General features: G+C 71.7%; 20 protein-coding genes. 8 read left to right on the top strand and 12 right to left on the bottom strand.

Features of this window, described 5'->3' with window-relative positions; all coding sequences use genetic code 11:
* The first annotated feature begins 672 nt into the window (after positions 1 to 672).
* On the top strand, positions 673 to 1,341 hold the full coding sequence (locus ACH4U8_RS31530) for a DivIVA domain-containing protein (RefSeq protein ID WP_395781750.1): 669 nt from the start codon (positions 673 to 675) through the stop codon (positions 1,339 to 1,341).
* A gap of 131 nt (positions 1,342 to 1,472) precedes the next feature.
* On the opposite strand, the gene ACH4U8_RS31525 is transcribed toward ACH4U8_RS31530, so the two are convergent.
* From ACH4U8_RS31525 to ACH4U8_RS31495, 7 genes are all read right to left on the bottom strand, one after another.
* On the bottom strand, positions 1,473 to 2,615 hold the full coding sequence (locus tag ACH4U8_RS31525) for a zinc-binding dehydrogenase (RefSeq protein WP_395781748.1): 1,143 nt from the start codon (positions 2,613 to 2,615) through the stop codon (positions 1,473 to 1,475).
* Entirely contained in the window at positions 2,612 to 2,923 is a 312-nt protein-coding gene (locus tag ACH4U8_RS31520) for a putative quinol monooxygenase (protein WP_395781746.1), read from the bottom strand. Before ACH4U8_RS31520 ends, ACH4U8_RS31525 begins: the two co-directional genes overlap by 4 nt.
* The gene (locus tag ACH4U8_RS31515; RefSeq protein WP_395781744.1) at positions 2,920 to 3,591 is read right to left on the bottom strand and encodes a glycerol-3-phosphate responsive antiterminator; all 672 of its coding nucleotides are present in this window, start codon (positions 3,589 to 3,591) and stop codon (positions 2,920 to 2,922) included. Before ACH4U8_RS31515 ends, ACH4U8_RS31520 begins: the two co-directional genes overlap by 4 nt.
* 28 nt (positions 3,592 to 3,619) lie before the next feature.
* Positions 3,620 to 5,161 (bottom strand): FAD-binding oxidoreductase, encoded by a 1,542-nt coding sequence (locus ACH4U8_RS31510; protein WP_395781742.1) that lies wholly within the window; start codon positions 5,159 to 5,161, stop codon positions 3,620 to 3,622.
* A 79-nt stretch (positions 5,162 to 5,240) separates the two neighbouring features.
* Positions 5,241 to 6,959: an FAD-dependent oxidoreductase gene (locus ACH4U8_RS31505; RefSeq protein ID WP_395781740.1), complete on the bottom strand. Its 1,719-nt coding sequence runs from the start codon at positions 6,957 to 6,959 to the stop codon at positions 5,241 to 5,243.
* A gap of 95 nt (positions 6,960 to 7,054) precedes the next feature.
* Complete coding sequence (locus ACH4U8_RS31500; RefSeq protein ID WP_379991161.1) at positions 7,055 to 8,587, bottom strand: FGGY family carbohydrate kinase; 1,533 nt, start codon at positions 8,585 to 8,587, stop codon at positions 7,055 to 7,057.
* Between the two features lie 68 nt (positions 8,588 to 8,655).
* Complete coding sequence (locus tag ACH4U8_RS31495; RefSeq protein WP_360315519.1) at positions 8,656 to 10,128, bottom strand: MFS transporter; 1,473 nt, start codon at positions 10,126 to 10,128, stop codon at positions 8,656 to 8,658.
* 266 nt (positions 10,129 to 10,394) lie between these two features.
* Here ACH4U8_RS31495 and ACH4U8_RS31490 point away from each other — a divergent pair, with 266 nt between their 5' ends.
* The 3 genes from ACH4U8_RS31490 to ACH4U8_RS31480 all read left to right on the top strand — a co-directional run bounded on the left by ACH4U8_RS31490 (position 10,395) and on the right by ACH4U8_RS31480 (position 11,969).
* Entirely contained in the window at positions 10,395 to 10,670 is a 276-nt protein-coding gene (locus ACH4U8_RS31490; RefSeq protein ID WP_360315521.1) for a hypothetical protein, read from the top strand.
* Positions 10,667 to 10,909, top strand: coding sequence for a hypothetical protein (locus ACH4U8_RS31485; protein WP_360315522.1), 243 nt, complete (start codon positions 10,667 to 10,669; stop codon positions 10,907 to 10,909). Before ACH4U8_RS31490 ends, ACH4U8_RS31485 begins: the two co-directional genes overlap by 4 nt.
* 67 nt (positions 10,910 to 10,976) lie before the next feature.
* Positions 10,977 to 11,969 carry an aldo/keto reductase gene (locus tag ACH4U8_RS31480; RefSeq protein WP_395781738.1) on the top strand — a complete coding sequence of 331 codons (993 nt, stop codon included), beginning with the start codon at positions 10,977 to 10,979 and terminating at the stop codon, positions 11,967 to 11,969.
* 43 nt (positions 11,970 to 12,012) lie between these two features.
* Here the strand turns inward: ACH4U8_RS31480 and ACH4U8_RS31475 are convergent, their stop codons facing one another.
* The 5 genes from ACH4U8_RS31475 to ACH4U8_RS31455 form a co-directional block, all read right to left on the bottom strand.
* Positions 12,013 to 12,678, bottom strand: a complete 666-nt coding sequence (locus ACH4U8_RS31475; RefSeq protein ID WP_395781736.1) for an HAD family hydrolase — start codon at positions 12,676 to 12,678, stop codon at positions 12,013 to 12,015.
* A 133-nt stretch (positions 12,679 to 12,811) separates the two neighbouring features.
* Positions 12,812 to 13,897 (bottom strand): exo-alpha-sialidase, encoded by a 1,086-nt coding sequence (locus ACH4U8_RS31470; protein WP_360315528.1) that lies wholly within the window; start codon positions 13,895 to 13,897, stop codon positions 12,812 to 12,814.
* Between the two features lie 133 nt (positions 13,898 to 14,030).
* Positions 14,031 to 14,393, bottom strand: coding sequence for a DUF2203 domain-containing protein (locus ACH4U8_RS31465; RefSeq protein ID WP_395781734.1), 363 nt, complete (start codon positions 14,391 to 14,393; stop codon positions 14,031 to 14,033).
* A 97-nt stretch (positions 14,394 to 14,490) separates the two neighbouring features.
* Positions 14,491 to 14,706 (bottom strand): hypothetical protein, encoded by a 216-nt coding sequence (locus ACH4U8_RS31460; protein WP_360315532.1) that lies wholly within the window; start codon positions 14,704 to 14,706, stop codon positions 14,491 to 14,493.
* A 42-nt stretch (positions 14,707 to 14,748) separates the two neighbouring features.
* Entirely contained in the window at positions 14,749 to 15,993 is a 1,245-nt protein-coding gene (locus ACH4U8_RS31455) for a helix-turn-helix domain-containing protein (RefSeq protein ID WP_395781732.1), read from the bottom strand.
* A 279-nt stretch (positions 15,994 to 16,272) separates the two neighbouring features.
* On the opposite strand from ACH4U8_RS31455, the gene ACH4U8_RS31450 reads away from it, so the two are divergent.
* The 4 genes from ACH4U8_RS31450 to ACH4U8_RS31435 are packed head-to-tail and all read left to right on the top strand — an operon-like array spanning position 16,273 to position 20,219.
* Positions 16,273 to 18,768, top strand: coding sequence for a nitrate- and nitrite sensing domain-containing protein (locus tag ACH4U8_RS31450; protein WP_395781730.1), 2,496 nt, complete (start codon positions 16,273 to 16,275; stop codon positions 18,766 to 18,768).
* Positions 18,765 to 19,223: a roadblock/LC7 domain-containing protein gene (locus ACH4U8_RS31445; protein ID WP_360315538.1), complete on the top strand. Its 459-nt coding sequence runs from the start codon at positions 18,765 to 18,767 to the stop codon at positions 19,221 to 19,223. Before ACH4U8_RS31450 ends, ACH4U8_RS31445 begins: the two co-directional genes overlap by 4 nt.
* Positions 19,220 to 19,654 (top strand): DUF742 domain-containing protein, encoded by a 435-nt coding sequence (locus tag ACH4U8_RS31440; RefSeq protein WP_360315540.1) that lies wholly within the window; start codon positions 19,220 to 19,222, stop codon positions 19,652 to 19,654. The genes ACH4U8_RS31445 and ACH4U8_RS31440 overlap by 4 nt, the downstream gene beginning before the upstream one ends.
* Complete coding sequence (locus ACH4U8_RS31435) at positions 19,635 to 20,219, top strand: ATP/GTP-binding protein (RefSeq protein WP_360315542.1); 585 nt, start codon at positions 19,635 to 19,637, stop codon at positions 20,217 to 20,219. Before ACH4U8_RS31440 ends, ACH4U8_RS31435 begins: the two co-directional genes overlap by 20 nt.
* Positions 20,220 to 20,275 lie beyond the last annotated feature (56 nt).

Genomic DNA, 20,275 nt, shown 5'->3' with positions numbered 1-20,275 from the left:
CACCAGGAGCCTGGCCCGCAGGTCGCCCGGCGCCGCCCGCGCCCGCGCGGGTCTGTGCCGTGTCGGCCTGGTGCGAACGGCCGGCGGCCGATCCCCATTGCTGGCTCGGCTTCCCGTACTTGGTCCCGCCTTGGGTGGCGGCGGACACAACAGTCGCCCCGCCGACGGTAAGACCCACGGTCATCGCCATTGCGGCGAGGATCGCGGTCGGACGCTGCGCGCGCAGCCGGGCCGGCCCACCGAACACGGGTCTGCTCCCCCGGAGTTGGAGATATGACAAGCGCATATCCAAATACCGGCGGAGCAGTTGAACAATTTATTTGGTTCTATGTCGACAGATGATTCACATCATAGCGAGGCCGTACAACTTTTGAGCATTTCCAAGCGTCACCGCCGGCTCGACGGGAGCAGAACCCGGGTCGGTATCGGGACCGCCACCGGAGCCCGCTCGCTCACCCACGTGCCGCGGGTACGGCGCGCCGGCGCCGCGCCCGCGCGGCCCGCCGCGGCGCCCGCCGAGCACGACAAACACCCTTGGGGCGGGTCGGGTGGTCGCGATCCGGTGGTTGGCCGTCCGGGTGGCGGCGACGGCACGGTTGTAGCCTTCGCGAGCGGGTCGAGTGGAGGCAAGGGGTGTCGAGAACGTGCGGCAGCGAGTACTTGGGGGCGGGAATGCAGTGGAACTTCACTCGGACGCGGCTGCGTGAGGGGTACTCGATCGCCGACGTGGACGCGTTCCTGGCCTTGGTGCGCAGCAGCCTGGACGGCACCGCCGCGGTACCGCTGACGCCGGCTCAGGTGCGCGAGCAGCAGTTCACCACCGTTCGACTGCGCGAGGGCTACGACGAGGACGAGGTGGACGCAGCGCTCGACGAGATCGAGGCGCGATTGGCGGCGCGCGGCGGGGCGTGGGGGTCCGCCGGGACCCGCGGCGCGGACACGAGGGCGGACCGGGGCGCGAATCCGGGAGCGGACCGGAGTCCGGACGGGAATCCGGGCCGGAGCACCGATCCCGGCGCGGACCCGGAGGAGGTCCGGGCGGCGGCCGACCGGTTCGCCGACGCACGTGCCGAGGCGGACGTGAAGGCGGTGACCCTGCGGCCCGCCGGGGAGCGCTTCGCGTCGGTCCGGCGCGGCTACCCCCGGGATACCGTCGACGCCCTGGTGAGCCGGGTCGCCGAGGCACTGCGCGGCCGGGTGCGGCTGACCCCCGAGGAGGTTCTCGCCGACCGCTTCGACATCGCCCGCCGAGGGTACGACCGCGCCGAGGTGGATGCCTGGCGCGATCGCACCGCCGATCTGCTGATCCGTCGCCGGCTGGACGACGCGGCCGGAGACTGAAGGCGGCAGGGCCCGCACAAGCAGACGAGCACGAGCCGCCGGGCCGGACGAACCGGGCCGGGCCCACCCGCACTCATCCCACCCGACCCGGGCCCACCGCACACTCACCCCACCGCCGGGCCCACCCGCACTCACCCCACCGGGGCCGCCCCCGTCCGGATCACCTGCCGAATCGCCTCACCGCTCGCCAGGGCCTCCATCGCCTCGTTGAGGTCGGCCAGTTCCACCGTCGAGGTGTGCAGGTGCTCGACCGGCATCAGGCCGGCCCGCCACAGCGCCAGGTAGCGCGGGATGTCCCGACGCGGCACCGCGTCGCCCATGTACGAGCCGATCAACGATTTGCCCTCGCCCGCGAAGGCCAACGCCGGCACCGCGTCCAGCGTGCGGCCCGGTGCGGGCAGGCCGACCGAGACCACTCGGCCGCCCCGATCCACCGCGGCCAGGCAGTCCGCGACCACGGCCGCGCTGCCGACCGCCTCGATCGCGACGTCCGGTCCGCCGTCGGTGAGGTCGCGGATCGCGCCCACCGCGTCGGCCGGGTCGTACGCGTGCGAGGCACCCAGCCGCAGCGCCAGGTCGCGTTTGGCCGGCACCGGATCGACCGCGACGATCGGGTACGCGCCGGCCGCCCGCGCACCGAGCACCGCGGACAGCCCGACCCCGCCGAGGCCGAACACCGCGACCGACTGCCCGGGCCGCACCGCCGCCGTGTTGATCACGGCGCCGGCCCCGGTGAGCACCGCGCAGCCGAACATCGAGGCCACCGCGAACGGCACGTCGCGCGGGATCGGCACCACCGATTCCTGTGCCACCACCGCGAATTCGGCGAACGCGGAGACCCCGAGCTGGTGGTGCACGACCTCGCCCCCGGCATCGCGCAGCAACGCGGGGCCGTGCAGGAGCCCGCCCGAGCCGTTGGCCGCCGCGGCGGCCGAGCACAGCGCCGGGCGGCCCTCGTCGCAGCGCGTGCAGTGGCCGCAGCTGGGCACGAACACGAGCGCGACGTGCTCGCCCGGCGCGACCCGGTCCACCCCGGGCCCGACCGCCTCGACCACGCCGACCGCCTCGTGTCCGAGCGCCATCGGCAGCGGCCGGACCCGGTCGCCGTTGACCACGGACAGGTCGGAGTGGCACAGGCTCGCGGCGGTGATCCGGACCAACACCTCGCCCTCGCGCGGGTCGCCGAGTTCGACCTCCTCGATCGCGACGGGCCGGCTCGCCCGATACGGACGTTCGCGCGATATCCCACGCAGCACGGCTGCCCGCATCTTCACCGGGCGTCCGCCGCGGCCGCGTCCCGAGGGCTGAGCCGCACCACGTCCCGGCTCGCCAGCAGCGGCACCACCTGCCCGAGCACGATCTCGGCGAAGTGCGCGGAGGCGCAGTGCGCGGTGAAGTCGGCCTCGGCGTCGTACTCCTCGTACAGCACGATCGTGCGGACGTCCTCGACACCCTGGTGTACGCGGTAGCCGCGACAGCCGGGTTCGGCCAGCGAACGTCGGGTCATCTCGTCCAGCAGCGCGAGCACCCGTTCCTGCTCGCCGGGGTTGGTCAGGTAGCGGGCGACGACAACATAACTCACGGTGTATTTCTCCTACTTGCATGAGAGCCGGCCCGGGACGGCGACCCGAGCGCCGCGAGCCGATCACGGCTCAGGTCCCACAGCCGGGGGTCGGACGTGGCCACGGCGACCGCGCCGAGCGCGAGCGCGGCGGCCGCGTCCTCGGCGGTCTCCACGAACCCGGCCGCGACGAACGGCGACATCGCGCGCTTGGCCTCGGGGGTCATCCGCGCCACGATCGGCGACGGCATGATCTCGACCAGGTCCGGGCCGCCGCGGGCGATCGCGTCGGTACTGCGGCGCATGTTCGAGCGGTCGGTGACGAACACCTTCTGCATGGTCAGCAGCCCGAGCGGGCGCCCCTTCTCCATCAGCGACAGTCGGGTGCTGACCATGCCGTGCGCGCCCATCGCCTTGAGGAACTCCAGGGCGCCCTTGTCCTGGGCCAGGCCCGGGCAACTGTCCACGTTGACGAATACCGTCTTGCCCGCCTTGCCGAGCAATTGCACGATGTTCGGCAATTGCCCGACCGGGATGGACGCGAGGATGCACACCTTCGCCGGCGCGCCGAGGAAGTTCTGCAGGCGCTGGGGTCCGATGATCGACGCGATGACCGGTACCTCGGCGAAGGCGGACGACAACACGGAGGACATCCGGGGCCCGCTCGCGGGGCGTTGACTGGCGTTCATGACCTACCTGCGCTGGGTCTCGGCCGCCTCACGCATCGAAGCGGTTGGGGAGGCCCAGTTTGCCAGGATTGAGTATTCCGACCGGGTCCAGGGTCTCCTTGACCTTGACGAACGTGTCGAAACCGGTGCCGAGCGCGGCGGGCAGGTACGGACCGCGCAGCAGGCCGCAGCCGTGGTGGTGGCTCAGCGCCGCGCCCTGGCGGATCAGCACCTCGTTGGCCGCGTCCCACACCGCGCGGTACCACTCGCGCCGCCTGGGCCGGTCCACGTCGCCGCGCAGCGAGAAGTACACACACGCGCCGTCGGTGTACGCGTGCGACTGGTGCGCGGACGCGGCCAGCGTGCCCGGCACCGACTGGATCGCCGCGACCACCTCGTCGTACACCTCGGCCAGCGCGGTCCAGGATCCGGCGATCTCCAGCGTGTCGGCGACGAAGCCGGGGCCGGGGGTGAAGCCGTCGGAGGACTTGCCGACCAGCATCCGCTCCTTGAGCCAGCGCTCGAACACCGCGTCGCTGTCCAGTTCGGGGCCGTACTCCAGGCAGACCTCCTCGCTGACCTTCAGCATCGCGTCGACCAGGATCGGGTCGCCCTCGTCCGCGATCAGCAGCAGGTTGGTCTCGGGGTGGCCGAAGTGCACCCCGCTCTCCAGCTTGTCGTACAGGCGCAGCACGGCCGGGGTCGCGCCGCGCTGCATGATCTTGCGGCACGCGTCCAGGCCCTCGGCGAAGGTCTCGAAGCCGAACGCGAGCGCCTTGGCGTAGGTGGGCAGCGGGTGCACCCGGATCCGGGCGGAGGTGATCACGCCGAGCGTGCCCTCCGAGCCGATGAAGATCTGCCGCAGGTCGGGGCCGGTGGCGGCGCGCGGGTAGTCGCCGTAGGTGGCGCGCGTGCCGTCGGCGTGCACGACGTCGATGCCGACGACCATGTCCTCGATCTTGCCGTAGCGCGTGGAGAGTTGGCCGGCGCCGCGGCAGGCGATCCAGCCGCCGACCGTGGAGACGGCGAACGCGGACGGCCAGTGGCCGGTGGTGGCGCCGTAGGTCTCCTGGAGTTCCTGCTCGAACAGGTCGCCGAACATGCCGGCTTCGACGTCCACGACGAGCGATTCGGCGTCGAAGGAGCGGATCCGGTTCAGTCCGCACAGGTCGAGCACGACGCCGCCGTGCACGGGCAGGGCCGCGCCGGTGACGTTGCTGCGGCCGGCGGAGGCGGTGACCGGGACGCCGGCCGCGTTGCAGATCCGCAGTACGGCGGCGACCTGGTCGGCGTCGACGACCTCGACCACGACCGCGTCCGGGGTGGCCGGGCGGCCGTCGGTTTCGCCGATCATGGTGCCGGCCCACCAGTCGCGGGTGCGGGTGACGACGTCCTCGCGGTCGGTGTACACGGCCTTGGCGACGCCCTGCAGGTCGGTGATCACCGACGCGGGGACCTCGACCACGGCGCCCTGCAGCGAAGCGTCGCCGGTGCCGACGGGGGTGTTGCGGGCCCATTTGGGCGGCGTGGGCGCGCCGACGATGTAGTCGCCTCGGTTGAACGGGTTGGTGATGGTCTGCCTGCTGATCACTGGTCTGCTCCTTCGGGTCGAGCGAGTTGTGGGGTACGCCGGGTGTCGTGGGGGCGGGCGGCACGATCCGCCGTGTGTGTCACGCCCGTCGGCCGGCCCCGGCGGACGCGTGCGCTGCCTCGGCCGGCTCGAAGTCGCCCAGCAGCACCGCCTTCTCGTGCCGCACGGCGGCCAGGTAGTCGGCGACCTGGCGTTCGATCTCCGGCTCGGACAGGCCCAGTTCGGCACCGAGCAGCCGGCCCACCTCGGGCGCCGCGGCGGCCGAGGCGTCGCGGGCGAACAGGCGCGATCGGGTCCGGCGCGAGAGCACGTCGTCCACCGAGCGGGCCAGCTCCGAGCGGGCCGCGTAGACCACCTCGGCCCGGATGTACGGCATGCCCGCGACCACCGGTTCGGCCAGCGTGGCGTCCTCGGCGAGCAGGTCGGAGACGAAGCGCGCCTCGGTGCCGTAGCGCTCGCCCAGGTGCGCGGCCAGCCCGCCGGAGGCGGCGACCGCCTCGGCGTCGTAGCCGGCGCCGCCGATCAGCGGCAGGTTCGCGGTGCGGCTGCGGCCCTTGCGGCCGAGCACCTGCATCACCTTGTCGATCACCAGCTCGCCCATGTGCCGGCTGGTGGTGAGCTTGCCGCCGGTGACGGTGACCATGCCGCCGCGACCGACGGCGATGTGGTGGTCGCGGCTCATGTCGAGGGTGGCGCCCTCCTTCTTGCCGACCAACGGACGCAGCCCGCCGATGCTGCCGACCACGTCGTCCGGGGTGAGCTTGCCCTCGAAGGCGGTGTTGGCGCCTTCGAGCAGGAACTCCATCTCCGGGCGGGTGCAGTGCACGTCGTCGACGGAGCCGCGGTAGTCCTCGTCGGTGGTGCCCAACACGACCGAGTCGCCCCAGCGGGTGCAGGTCGCGCGGCGTGCCCGGCCGGGGATGGGCACGGTGACCGTGCAGTCGATCCGGACCTTGCTCCACGGGACCACGATGTGTACGCCCTTGGCGGGTCGTACCTGCGGCTCGTGTGTGCCGTCGGCCATCGAGTCGACCGCGTCGCTCCAGACGCCGGTCGCGTTGACCACCGCCGACGAGCGCACGTCGAACCGCTCGCCGTCCACCTCGATCCGGGCGCCCGCCGCCCGACCGCGTTCGTCCAGGACCCGATCCACCTTGGCACCGTTGAGCACGGTGGCGCCGAGCGCGGCGGCGGTGCGCACGATGGTCAGCACGAGCCGCGCGTCGTCGGCGCGGCCGTCGAAGTACATCAGCCCACCCTTGAGGTGGTCGGCCCGCAGCGTGGGCGCGTGCGCGAGCACCTCGTCGACGGTCAGCCGCTGGTGCAGCTTGCCGATCCGCCAGCCGCCGACCAGGTCGTAGGTCCACAGCAGACCCTCGAAGCCCTTGGCCAGCCGGGCATCGAAGATGCCCTCCTTCTCCAGGATCGGGAACAGGAACGGCAGCCGGTGCACCAGGTGCGGTGCGTTCTTGCGGAAGCGGTGCCGCTCCAGCAACGAGTGCCGGACCAGGTTCACGTTGCCCTGCTCGATGTAGCGCAGGCCGCCGTGCACCATCTTGGACGACTTGGAGGAGGTACCGGAGGCGAAGTCGTCCTTCTCCACCAGGGCCACGTCCAGACCGCGCGAGGCCGCGTCGAGTGCGGCGTACGCGCCGGTGACGCCGCCGCCGATCACGAGCACGTCGAACACGTGGTCCGCCAGCCGGCGCTTGGCCCGGCTCCGGTCGAGAAGCAGCGGCTTCCCTCTCGTGGCCGCCGCTGACGCACGCCGAGGCTTGCGGGCGGGCAAGGTGATCACAACATCAACTCCTGGAATCTGTCCGGCGGTTCGATGACCGGCCGCCGGGTGGTACGTGTTGCGGGTGGCCTCGCGGCCGACTGCGGGTCCGCGCCTCAGTCGAGGTGCGGTGCGAGCACGGTCCGCCAGGCGGCCCGTTGTTCCTCGCGTTGTCCGGGAGTGGTGGTCGGCGCGAAGACCCGGCCGCGCGGTTGCGCCTCGACCACCTCTTCGAGCGAGGACCACAGGCCCTCGCGCACGCCCGCCAGATAGGCGGTGCCGCGCAGGCTCGCGGTCGCCGAGTCGGCGGCGCGCTCCAGCGGCAGGCCGACGACGTCCGCCTGGATCTGCATCAGCGTGTCGCTGCCGGCCACGCCGCCGCCCACCCGCAACCGCCCGAAGGGGGCGCGCATGGTCTCGGCGACGCCGTCGATCAGGTCGCAGACCGAGTGGGCGATCCCGTCCAGCACGGCGCGGGCCACATCGGCCCGGGTGGTGGCCAGGGTCAGGCCGCTGAGCGCGGCGCGCGCCTCGGGTCGCCATGCGGGGGTGCGGATCCCGGCCAGCGCGGGCACGAACCACTCGCGCCGGCCCGACTCGGCCGTTCCCCGGGCCTGCGCGGCGAGTTCGCCGATCTCCGCGGGCGAGGCGAAGAAGCCCAGGTCGTCACACAACCAGCGCAGCGCGGACCCGGTGGTGGAGCAGTACGCCTCCAGGCTGAAGTGCGTGGTCTCGCCCTGCCGCCAGCCGGGTTGGGCCAGGACCCCGGTCACGCCCGGGATCGGCAGCGCGGGGGTGTCCCCGGTGGCCGCGTCCACGAACGTGCCGGTGCCGTACACGCACATCCCCTGCCCGGCGGCCAGCCCGCCGAGCGCGATCAGCGCCGCGTGCTGGTCGCCCATGACCGCAGCCAACGGCAGGTCGAGGCCCAGGAGTTCGGGGTCGATCCGGCCGTAGCCGGGGTCGTCGTCGGCGAACAGGTCGGGCAACAGGTCGAGCGGGTAGCCCAGTTGCCCGACCCACTCGTGGTCCCAGGCGTGTTCGCGGAGCAGGTAGGCGCCGACCGAACCGGCGTTGCTCGCCGAGACGGCGTGCGCGGCCCCGCCGGTGAACTTCCAGGCCAGCCAGGTGTCCACGGTGCCGAACCGCAGCGTCCCGGCCGCGTGGGCGGCGGCCACCTCGGGCTGCTCGGCAAGTTGCCGGGCGGCCCACAGGAACGGCGCCCGGCTGCCCACCGGGCGACCGAGCCTGGCGGTGAGCGGCTCGTCCCATTCGGCCTCGTAGGCGAGCAGGTCCCGGGCGTACCGCCGGTCCTGCCACACACAGGCCGGCACCAGCGGCCGGCCGGTGCGCGCGTCCCACAACATCGCGGTGGCCCGCTGGGTGGACAGCGCGAGTGCGGCGATCTCGACGTCGTTCGCGTGCGCCCAGGCCAGCGCCTCGCGGCAGACGGTCAGGGTGGCCGTCCAGATCTCCACCGGGTCCTGTTCGACCGAGTGTTCGTCGGGATGCCGCACCGCGATCTGCCGGTACGCCACGTGGCCCACCGTCCCGGAGTCCAGCACGACTCCGGCCCGGGTCCCCGTGGTGCCCTCGTCGACGGACAGGATGCCGAGGCGCCGTCCGGGAGCGTGCAACGTCTTCGTCATCACAGCCCTTTCGGTCCGAAATATGCGATTGCGATCTCCGCGTGCGAGTCTTTCGCGGGAGGTCTGCGTCAGCGGGCGAGCAACGCGGGGTTCGCGGGGCCGGCCGAATCGGTGGGCGACGCGGTGAGCGTGGGCACGTCCGGGTCCTCGTCCGGCGAGATCGCCCGGGTCGGGTCCCACTTGATCGCGATGCACGTGAGCAGGCCCAGCAGCGGGACGATCGCCAGGACCAGGAACGTCTTGTCCAGGCCGATGCCGTCCTTGATCTGCGGGAACAGGTAGAGCCCCGCCACGCTGCCGAAGCTGCCGATCATCCCGGTGACGCCGGTGCCCAGGGTGCGCACCTCACTGCGGTAGGACAGTGCGGCGATCGACTTGCCGTTCGCGCCCGGGCCGGCCGAGTGACAGAAGATGAACAGCGCCGGGAGGATGAACGCGATCCAGGTCGGCACCCGGTCGAAGGTCAGCCCCATCCCGACCAGCATCACGAACACGCCGCCGAAGCCGAGCGCCGAGCTGACCCGAAGGCCCAGCTTGCGGGCGAAGTACGCGGAGAGGATGCCGCCGACGATGCCGAAGGCGTTGAACACCATCGAGCCGATGGTGGCCTTCTCGAAGCTGTTGCCGAAGATCGCCAGGCTGATCACCGGCAGGTACCAGCCGACCGCGAAGTACTGCATGGACTGGCCGAGCGAGATGGCCGAGGACAGCAGGGTGCGGGGCAGGTACTTGCCGCGGAACAGGATTCCGGCCTGCTTCATGCCCACGTTCGGCGGCACCTCGTCCGCGTCCGCGTCGTCGTGCGCGGCGCCGGCGGCGGCCGGTTTGGCGGCGACGGCCTCGATCCCGTAGATCCGGTGCAGGTTGCGCGCCGCGTCCTCCAGCCGACCCTTGGTGGCCAGCCAGGTGGGACTCTCCACGAGGAAGGCCCACTGGAGCAGGAACAACGACAACGCGATCACCCCGGCCGAGCCGACCGACCAGCGCCAGATGTCCGCGCCGACGTCGAACTTGAAGCAGATCAGGGTGAGCAGCAGGTTGCCGGTGGTGGCGATGTACCAGATGCCCTGCCACAGGTTGAGCCGGCCGCGCAGCGACTTGGGGGTGTACTCGGCGAGCAGCGCCATCGCCACCGCGAAGTCGATCCCGTAGGCGACGCCGACCAGGACCCGGCCGATCCACACCACGGTGAAGTCGTCCGCAGTGGCCGCGATCACCGCGCCGGCCAGCGCGAACAGCTTGGCCAGCAACAGTGGGGGCACCCGGCCGATCCGGGTGGCCAGCCACCCGCCGATCGGGTTGAACAGGATCGCGAGGGCCGGCGCGGTGGCGGTGAGGATGGAGACCTGGGTACTGCTCAGGTCCATCTGCTTCGTCATCGGGGCGAGCCCGGCGCCGAGCGCGGCATTGGAATACGCGTCGAGGAAAAGGCCCCCGAACACGAGGAACCAGATGACCTTGGCCCGACCGGAGATTCTCCCCAGTCGGTCGATGAGCGCGACGACGTCCTTGACGCCTCTGACGCTCTGCTGCTGTGCCATGTACCCGTCCTCGGAAAAAAGGACCAGTCGGCGACACGCGAGCGCTAACGCGTAGGAGGGCACAGCGAAGCCACCGACAGGTGGTCTTCGTCTGTTCCTGCCAAAGAATGATCTGGACCCTACGAGGGACATTTTGGGCTGTCAAGGGTCCGTAAAGGACCGATCCACCGCCCACCCCCGAGGCGGCACGGCGCGCGACCGGCTCACCGGGTCCGCCGCCGCCCGCCGGCTACCGGCGCCGCGCCGCCCCGTGTCACGCTGGCGCCATGAGTGATCGCCCAGTCATCCACGCCCACCACAACGGCCGTGTGGTCGAGCTGCCCGGCACCCTGGCGGACATCCGCGCCGCCCTCCCCGAGCACGAGCGGGCCGCGTTCGACCACGACATCCAGCACGCCGCCATCGACAACCTGCCGGCGGTCGCCTCCGCCTGGGCCAAGACTCCCGAGATGCGTGACCACGACGACGCCGTCGCCGCCCGAGTCGCGACCGGCGACCACCGCGGCCTGTACCACCCCGATGGCACACCGGTCGAGCCATGAGCAAATACCGCGTGCAGTACACCGACAACGCGCTCGCCGGGTACAACGCCCTGACCGCCTCCACTCGCCGGGAATTCGACCGAGCCGTCGATGCCATGTCGCACTCGCCGCGCACCCACGGGGACGCGATCCGCGGCAACCCCGACCGGCGCACCGCGGTATTGGCCGGGGTGATCACCGAATACGAGGTCAGCTCCGGCGTCCTCGTGGTCACCATGCTCCACGTGCGCGGCCTGTGAGTCGAGGTCGGATGCCGACCGCGCGGCGGCATAGCCGCCGACCAGGGAATCGGGCGAAGATGGGGCCATGATCCACAAAGCTTCCGATGATCGTTACGAGTCGATGCGCTATCGCCGGGCCGGGCGCAGCGGGGTGCGGTTGCCCGCCGTGTCGCTCGGGTTGTGGCACAACTTCGGGGACACCCAGCCGATGGAGGTGCAACGGGCGGTGTTGCGGCGGGCCTTCGATCTGGGGGTGACGCACTTCGACCTGGCGAACAACTACGGGCCGCCGTACGGGTCGGCCGAGGCGAACTTCGGGGTGCACTTCCGGGCCGACTTCCGGCCGTACCGCGACGAGTTGTTCATCGCGTCCAAGGCCGGCTGGGACATGTGGCCGGGGCCGTACGGCGACGGCGGGTCGCGCAAGTATCTGCTCGCGAGTCTGGACCAGTCGCTCGCCCGGATGGGGCTCGACTACGTCGACGTCTTCTACTCGCACCGGTACGACCCGGAGACCCCGCTCGAAGAGACGATGGGCGCGCTGGACACGGCGGTTCGCTCCGGACGCGCGCTGTACGCCGGCATTTCCAACTACGGTCCGCAGGAGCACCGTCGGGCGGTCGAGATCCTGCGCGATCTGGGCACACCGGTGCTGCTCAACCAGTCGGCCTACTCGATTCTGGACCGCGAACCCGAGCGCGGCGTGCTGGACGCGATCGGCGAGACCGGGACCGCGCTGATCGCCTATTCGCCTTTGGCCCAGGGCCTGTTGACGGACCGATACCTGGACGGTGTGCCGAGCGATTCGCGGATGGCGGTGGGTCATTTCCTCACCACCGACCAGCTCACGAAGGAGCGTCTGACCCTGCTTCGCGCGCTGAACAAGCTTGCCCAGGACCGGAATCAGACCCTCGCGCAGCTCGCGCTCACCTGGATCCTGCGCGACGAGCGGGTCGTGTCGGTGATCGTCGGGGCAAGCAGCGTACGGCAGTTGGAGCAGAATCTGTCCGCCGTCGGGCAGCCGGATCTGACCGCCGCCGAGATCGCCGAGATCGATCGGCTCTGCGCCGAGCTGTGACGTGGGCGGATTCGCGGCGGGCCGCGAATCCGCCGGACCGGACCTACGCCCGCGCCGCCGCGGACACGGCCAGTTCGCCGGCCTCGATCGAGGCCAGGGACTCGACCACCCGGCGGCCCGGGGCGGGCTCCATCGCGACGGTCGAGGACACCGCCAGGACGGCGCACCCGGCGGCCTCCGCCGAGGTGACGCCGACCATGGTGTCCTCGACCGCGACGCACGCGCTCGGCTCGACCCCGAGCGCGGTCGCCGCGGCCAGATAGGGGGCGGGGTCGGGCTTGGTCCGCGGCACGTCCTCGGCCGCGACGGTCACCGCGAATCGGGCCGACCCCAACGCGTCCCGCACCAGGTCCACGACCCGACGCGGCGACGCCGACACGATCGCCAACGGCACGCCGGCGGCGGCCAGTCCGTCCAGCAGCGCGAGGACCCCCGGCAGCGGCTCGATCCGGGCCTCGACCCGGGTCGTGAACGCCGCGTCCAGCGCGTCCGTCAGTTCGTGCACACACGGCGCCTCGGCGACCACCTCGTGCAGGTAGCTCGCCGTGTGCCCGATCGCGTGCCCGACCACGTCCGCCGCGTCCGTCTCCCCCAACGCGTAGCCGACCCGGCCGGCCACGTCCGCCACCGCCTCCCACCACAACTGCTCGGTGTCGACGAGGGTCCCGTCCATGTCGAACAACACGGCGGCGGGCGATACGGCGGACACACTGACTCGTTTCGATGGGCTGAGGCGAGGACGTCACGACCCTCTCAGCCCGACGTGAGCACAGTGCCACGGTCGGGTTGCGCGCACGTGAACGTGTGTGGACCCCAACGGCACGGGGTGCGGCCGGGCCCGGTCAGATCACCGCCGCGCGCAGCGACAGGACGTCCGGGAGGTGTTGGGCGATGCGTTCCCAGTGGTCGCCGTCGTGTCGGCCGCGGTAGACCTCGCCGCTGCGGGAGCCGAAGTACAGGCTGGTGTCCTCCGCGTCGTCGGTGCACATCGCGTCGCGCATCACGGCGGTCCAGAAGTCGTCCGGCAGGCCGTCGGCCAGGGCGGTCCAGGACTTGCCGGCGTCGTCGCTGCGGTAGACGCGGCATCGGCCGTCGACCGGGAAGCGCATCGCGTCGGCGGTGAGCGGGACCACGTAGACGGTGTCCGGGCGGCGCGGGTGGACCACGATGGTGAAGCCGAAGTCGGCGGGCAGGCCGTCGGCGATCGACTCCCAGGTCGCGCCCGCGTCGTCGCTGCGGTAGACGCCGTGGTGGTTTTGCAGGAACAGCCGTTCGGGGCGGTCCGGGTGCCGGGCCACCTTGTGCACGCACTGGCCGTACTCGGGATACTCGTCCGGTTGGAACGTGACGTGGATGCCGGTGTTGGACGGGCGCCAGCTCGCCCCGCCGTCCTCGGTGACGTAGACCCCGCCGGTGGACATCGCGACCAGGATCCGTTGCGGATCGGTGGGGTGCGGCAACACCGTGTGGATCGCCTGGCCGCCGAAGCCGGCCTCCCAGTGCGGCCGGTGCGGGTGGTCCCACAACGCCCGCACGAGTTCGAACGAGCGCCCGCCGTCCGTGGAGCGGAACAGCGCGGAGGGTTCGACGCCGGCGTAGAGCACGTCGGGTTCGGAGCGGGCGCCGGGCACCAGTTGCCACACCCGCTCGACCGAGGCGCCCGCGTCCGCCGGGAACCCGACCCGGCCCAGGTCCGGTTCGCGCCAGGTCGCGCCGAGATCGTCGCTGCTGACCACGACCGGGCCGAAGTGTTCGTGGACCACGCCCGCCAGCACCCGGGGCGCGGGCCCTCGGGTGTCGATCGCGACCGAGTAGACGCCGGTCATCGGATGGTGCGGCCCGGTGTAGGCCCAGGATCCGTCGCCATCCGAGCGACCGATCCACAGGCCCTTGCGGGTGCCGATGGCGAGCAGGACGGAGTTCGTCATGGTGACCTCCAGGCAGCGTTCCGTACTCGGGGAACGCTACGCGGCGGCGGGGACAATCACCCGATTCGACGCGATCACCCTGGTTCCGTGCACTTCCTCTCGGCAATCGGCCCCGCCCGATCGTGCTCGCGTGCTAAGGAAGCGGTCGGCGGCCGGCGAAGCCGAGGTCGAGGCGGTGGTACCAGCCGAGCCGGCGGTCCCCCTCCAGCCAACACAACAACACGGGTACGCCGTCCAGGTCGGCCGGGAAGTCCACGAGCAGCGGCGCGAAGCCCTTGAGTTCCGCGCCGGTCTGCTGGACCTCGGTCATCAGCTCGTCGAGCCGGGCCTGCATGCCCTTGAGTTCGGGCAACCCGCCCAGCTCGCAGCGCGCCTTGCCGCGTTCCAGCGCGACCGCGACCTCCGCGGCGTCCGCCCGGACGGCGATCAGCTCGTCGAGCACCGGCAACAGCCGGGCCAGCTCCGCGCGTGCCTCGTCGACCGTGAACAGACCCATGCGGCACAACCTCCCGTGTCGTGCGCCGGCCGACGATGGCGCGCGCCGATGGTAGCGCCGCGGCCGACGCGCGGGGCCGCCGGCGCCCGCGAACAGGTCAGCCGAAGTACTTGGTGTTCTCTTCCACGCCCGGAAAGGAAGCGTGATTGGCGTGCACACCGAAGATGCCGCCGGAGGATTCCGCCCGGCCGGTGCGCTCCTGTTCGATCCGGAGGCCCTCGTGGCTCGTGGTGTGCCCGCGCTTGCCGACCGTGACGGCGATGACCGTGACCAGCGCCATCAGGACGAGAACGAAAGAGATGATCGTGATCACGGTGCCTCCTGGGGGATTGTCCGGTCCGGCGCTTCGACTGTGCTACATGATCCATGCCCGCTCCGGCCCCGACGACCCATTTCCCGCGCACCGGGCCGCCAGTGCCCGCAATCGGGACTCGTCGCCGTCGGTGGACGAATCCAGCCGCAGGATCTCCTGGACGAAGCGGCGATTCATCGGCCGGCAGCGGACCTCCTGGGCCGCGACGGCCTCCGCCTCCAAGAGCGCGCCGACCGCTTCGCTGCGGCGGCCCACCGCGGCGAGGGCACGGGCGAGGTCGATCAGGTGCCGGGCCTGCCGACCGCGCGGCAGTACGGCGAGCGCGGCCGGGGTGAACCGACCGGCGATGGCCCGCGCGTACTCGCCGAGCAGGACATGCGCGGTGACCCGATGCAGCCGCACCTGGATCGCGCCGGGGTCGGCCCGCTCGGCCCCCTCCAGCAGGTCGCGCGTGGCCGGCCGATCGCCGAGCCGGGCCGCGGCCAGCGCCGCGCCGAGCCGCAGGGTGCGCAGCGCCGCCCGGCCGGGCCGGCCGCGGGCACCCAGCGCCGGGGCCAGGTCCGCCTCCGCGCCGAGCGCGAATTCGACGGCGGCACCCGCGCCTTCGTGCCCGACCATGGCGCCGGTGAGCCGATGGGCGGCCCGGGCCAGGACCACCACGTCGGCACTGCGGCCGGCCGAGGTGACCGCCCGGTCGGCGGCGCGCCACGCCAGCGCCGGTTCGCCGTACACGTGCGCGACGGCGGAGGCGAGCGCGAGCGCGGCGGAACGCACGACGGCCACGGCGGGCGCCGTGCTCCCGGCGCTCTCGGCGGAGTCGGCCGCCGACTCCGCCGGGCTCGCCCGCGTCGTCGCCCCCGCGCCCGCGGTCGCCTCCAGCACCGAGGACACCACCCGGTCCAGGCAGCCGTAGTCCGCCGCGGCGTACGCGGTCCAGCCGTAGGTCAACTCCCGGCGCAGCACCCCGAGGTCGACCGGCGGCTCGGTGGTGCCACCCGCCAGCGCCGTGTCGGCCCGGCGCAGCGCCGCCCGTACCGCGGCGAGCGGATCGTGGTGGCGGGCCTCCCGGTCGGGTGCGGCGGGCAGCAGTCGGTCGATCCCGATGTGCAGGACGAGTGCGGCTTCGGCGAGCATCGACACGCGCGGGTCGGCTTGTCGGTGGCCGGCCTCCACGTCCTCGACCCAGCGCACGGATCGGCCCATCAAACGGGCGAATTCGGATTGGGTGAGGCCACGACGTGTACGCCAGTAGGCGATTCGCCGGCCGATTCCGGGCGCCGTCTGCATGTCGGGCCGCTCCTTTGGGTATTGCCGAGTGCGCGTCCGGTGACCGAGTCGCCGCGGGCCGACGTATCATCGTCGTTCTGCGCCGTTTGTACCGCACGGGCCGGAAGTTCCCCACGCACACTGCGTGGATTCTGTCGGCTGCCCCGCAGGTACCTTCGGCCGGGTCGCGGCAACCGCATTCGGGACCGGGTTGCCCTTGCGGGAGAGTCGATGAAAAAACTGTTGCGTGTCCCCGGGGTCGGTCGGACCCGAGCGGCTCGCTCGCGGCCGGGTCGTACGTTGTCGATCCGGACCTTGCTGGTACTGCTCACCGTGGTGCCCTCGATGGCCATGGTCGCCCTGTGGGGCATCGCCACCTACCGGTTGGTCGACCACGCGAGCAGCCTGGACAACGAGGTCTCGGTGGCCGAGCGGGCCGGCAACCCCAGTTACGCCACAATGGTGAATCTGCAACTGGAACGGCGGCTGACCGCGGGCTGGATGGCCAAGCCGACGCCGGCGACGGCCGAGGCGCTGCGGGCGCAGCGGGTCAGGACCGACGAGGCCGTGGGCCAGTTCGTCGCCTTCGCCGAAAGCGATGCGCGGGACACGCCTGGGCACGTGGTGCGCCGGGCGCACGAAATAGTGCCTCAGTTGACCCAACTCGCCGACGCCCGCCGCCAGGTGGACGCGACCGGCGCGGTCGGGCGGGATCGTTGGCTGGGTTATTACACGAAGCAGGTCGCCAACCAGATCTCCATGGTCCAGGCGCTGGCCGAGACCTCGGACACCGACGTCACCTTCGCGGGTCAGTTCCTGGTCATACAGTTCCGCGCCGGGGAGGCGTTGACACAGGAAGACATGACGGTCACGTTCGCGCAGGCCGGAGGCCGGTTGACCCAGCCGGACTTCGCCTCGTTCGTGCAGAACGTGGGCGTGCGTCGGCACACCCTCGAAGACGAGGTCGAGCCGTTCCTGCCCGCCGACCTGCGGCCCCTGTACGTGGCGCTGACGCAAAGCCCGGCCTGGCGGGACCTGACCGCGATGGAGGACGCGATCATCGCGGCCGTCGACGCCCCCAGGGACCAGCGGGCCGCGGCCGGCTCCGGGATACCTCTGCCTGCCGAACTGGCGAAGTGGCGCGAGACCTTCGATCAGCTCGCCATGCCCAACACGGCCTTCGACTTCGCCCGGGTCGAGCAGGTGTTCGCGGCGGGTGACGCGGCCACCTCGGACACCTGGAATCAGGTGTATCTGCTGAGCGCGATCGGCCTGGGCTTCGTGCTGCTCGGTGCCCTGCTGTGTTGGCGGGTGACCCGCTCGGTGCGGCTGCGCCTGTCCCGGCTGCGCGACGCGACGGTGGAACTGGGCTCGCGGCGGCTGCCGCTGATCATCGACCGGTTGCAGCACGGCGAGCGGGTGGACCTGGCGGTCGAGGCGCCGGACGTGCCGGTGGGTCGGGACGAGATCGGCCAGGTGGCCTCGGCGTTCAACGCCACACAGCGGGCCGCGCTCGACGGTGCGGTGCAACTGGCCCGCCAGCGCGAAGGCTTCGCAAAGGTGTTCGTCAACACGGCGCTGCGCACCCAGTCGCTGGTCAACCGTCAGATCGGTGAGTTGGACGCGATGGAGCGTCGGCACCAGGACCCCGAACTGTTGCGCGAGTTGTTCACCATCGACCATCTGGCCACCCGTCTGCGCCGCTATGAGGAGAACCTCGTGGTGCTCACCGGCAACCGGCCGGGCCGGCGCTGGAGTCGCCCGGTCCGGATCGTGGACGTGATACGCGGTGCGGTCGGTGAGGTCGAGGACTATCACCGGATCGAGGTGTATTCCGACCGTGACCTGCAACTGTCCGGGCCGTCGGTGGGTGGGTTGATTCACCTGCTGGCCGAACTCGTGGAGAACGCCACGACGTTCTCGCCGCCGGACACACCCGTGCATGTCCGGGCGGTCTCGGTGGCCAAGGGCCTCGCGATCGAGATCGAGGACCGCGGCCTGGGCATGTCGACGGACGAGTACGAGTCGGCCAATCGACAGTTGGCCGTCCCGGTGAGTTTCGATGTGATCGCGCTCGCCGAGGACGTGCGGATGGGCCTGTTCGTGGTCGCCCAACTCGCCGATCGGCTCGGGGTGGAGGTCACCCTGCGGCCCTCGCCGTACGGCGGCACGCTGGCGATAGTGTTCTTGCCCGAGGAATTGATCACCCGGAGTTCGGGTGCGTCCGGCGAACCGGACCGGGCGGCGGGGCCGTTCGAACACGCGCTCGCGGCGGATTCGGAGTCGGAGTCGGAGTCGGACATGCAGTCCTCGGTCGGGTCGGCGATCGACCCGACCCCGGTGGTCGGTGCGGCGCGCTCGTCCCGGGACGACGTCGAGTCGGACTCGCCGGATCGGCAACACCCCGAGCCCGTGCTGCGTTCGCTGGAGCGGGTGCCGGCCGCGCCCGTACCCGCCGGTGGCCTCGTCGCCACCGCCGAGGAGACCACCGCCGACGGCCGACGGGCATTGCCGCGTCGGGTCCGGCAGCGCAATCTGCCGATGCCGTTGCGTACCGAGGCGCCCGGCGGAGGCGAGAGCGACCCGGGAACCGGGTCGAAGCCCTCCACTCCGCGCGAAGCTGCGGCTACCTTGTCCTCGTTCCGGTTCGCGAGCCAACGAGCGCGCGAGGCGTCCGAACCGAGCGCGGCCGGCGACGAGTCCGCGATCGACACCGAACCCGGAACCGGGGCCGAGCCCGCACCGGGCCCGAGCCCCGCCGCCGGAAGCACCACGCACCCTGGGGAACCGTCATGACGAACACGCACGATCTCGCCGGCGGCACGGCCACCACCGCAACCGACAATCGGCTGGACTGGTTGTTGACCGACCTGGTCAAACGCGTGCATCAGACCCGGCACGCGATCGTGTTGTCCGAGGACGGGCTGCTGATGAGCCGATCCGAGACCATCCCGCGCGACGACGCCGAGCAATTGGCCGCCGCGGCGGCCGGGTTGCAGAGCCTGGCACGCAGCATCGGCCGGGGCTTCGCGGGCGGTTCGGTGCGCCAGACGCTGGTGGAGATGGATGACGCGTTCCTGTTCCTGACCGCCGCCGGCAAGCGCGCGCACCTGGCCGTACTGGCCGAACAGAGCGCGGACGTGGGAGTGGTCGCGTTCGAGATGAACATGTTGGTGAAGAAGGTCGGCGAGTACCTCGGGACACAGCCACGCGGCGACGGGGCGGGCGATCCGGCGGGTGGTCGGGCATGACGTCCCGGTGGGAGCAGTCCTGGGATGAGGACGCCGGCCCGTTGGTACGGCCGTACACGCTCACCCGGGGGCGCACCAAGGCCATACGGGACGCGGATCTGACCTTGATCACGCTCGTCACCACGGTCGCGCCGGACGAGCCCGGGGGCCGCGCCCCGGCCGCGGACGATCCGTCCGCGGCCGCGCGCCGCAAGGCCCGGGACGGGCGTGGCCGGCAGCCCGAGCACCAACAGATCCTGGAACTGTGCCGGGAGCCGCAGGCGGTCGCCGAGGTGGCCGCGCTGATCGACCTCCCGGTGAGCATCACCAAGGTGCTCGTCGACGACCTGCTCCGCGACGGCCTGGTGACCGTACGCGCCCCGCTGGCCCTGGCCCGAACCCCCGATCCCGCACTGTTGAAGAAGGTACGTGATGGTCTCCTTCGGCTCTGACCGGTTGCCCGAGCATGCGGCGGCGGTCAAGATCCTGATCGCGGGCGGGTTCGGGGTCGGCAAGACCACCCTGGTCGGCACGGTCAGCGAGGTACCGCCGCTGCACACCGAGGAGGTGATGACCGAGGTCGGCGTGGGCGTGGACGACCTGGTGGGCGTCGAGGACAAGTCCCGCACCACGGTAGCCCTCGACTTCGGCCGGATCACGCTGTCCGAGGACCTGGTCCTGTACCTGTTCGGCGCGCCCGGCCAGGAGCGGTTCTGGTCCCTGTGGGACGACCTGGCGATAGGCACACTCGGGGCGATCGTGCTGGTGGACACCCGACGGCTGGAGGCCGGCTTCGGCGGCATCGACTTCTTCGAACGCCGAGGCATCCCGTTCGTGGTCGCGATCAACCGCTTCGACGACGCGGTCGAGTACACCGTCGAAGAGGTTCGCGACGCCCTCGACCTGGCCCCCGACGTCCCGATCGTCCCCTGCGACGTGCGCATCCGCACATCGGGCCGAGACGTCCTCCTGGCCCTCGTCGACCACCTGATGTCCGCCCCCCTGGCCCTCGCCTAGCCGACCCGGCCTCCGAGAACAACCGACCCGCACAGGCACCCCCCAGCCCACGCAGG

It is taken from the genome of Embleya sp. NPDC020886 (genome assembly GCF_044333915.1).
GTDB lineage: Bacteria > Actinomycetota > Actinomycetes > Streptomycetales > Streptomycetaceae > Embleya.
This window is presented reverse-complemented; position numbering and strand designations above follow the sequence as displayed.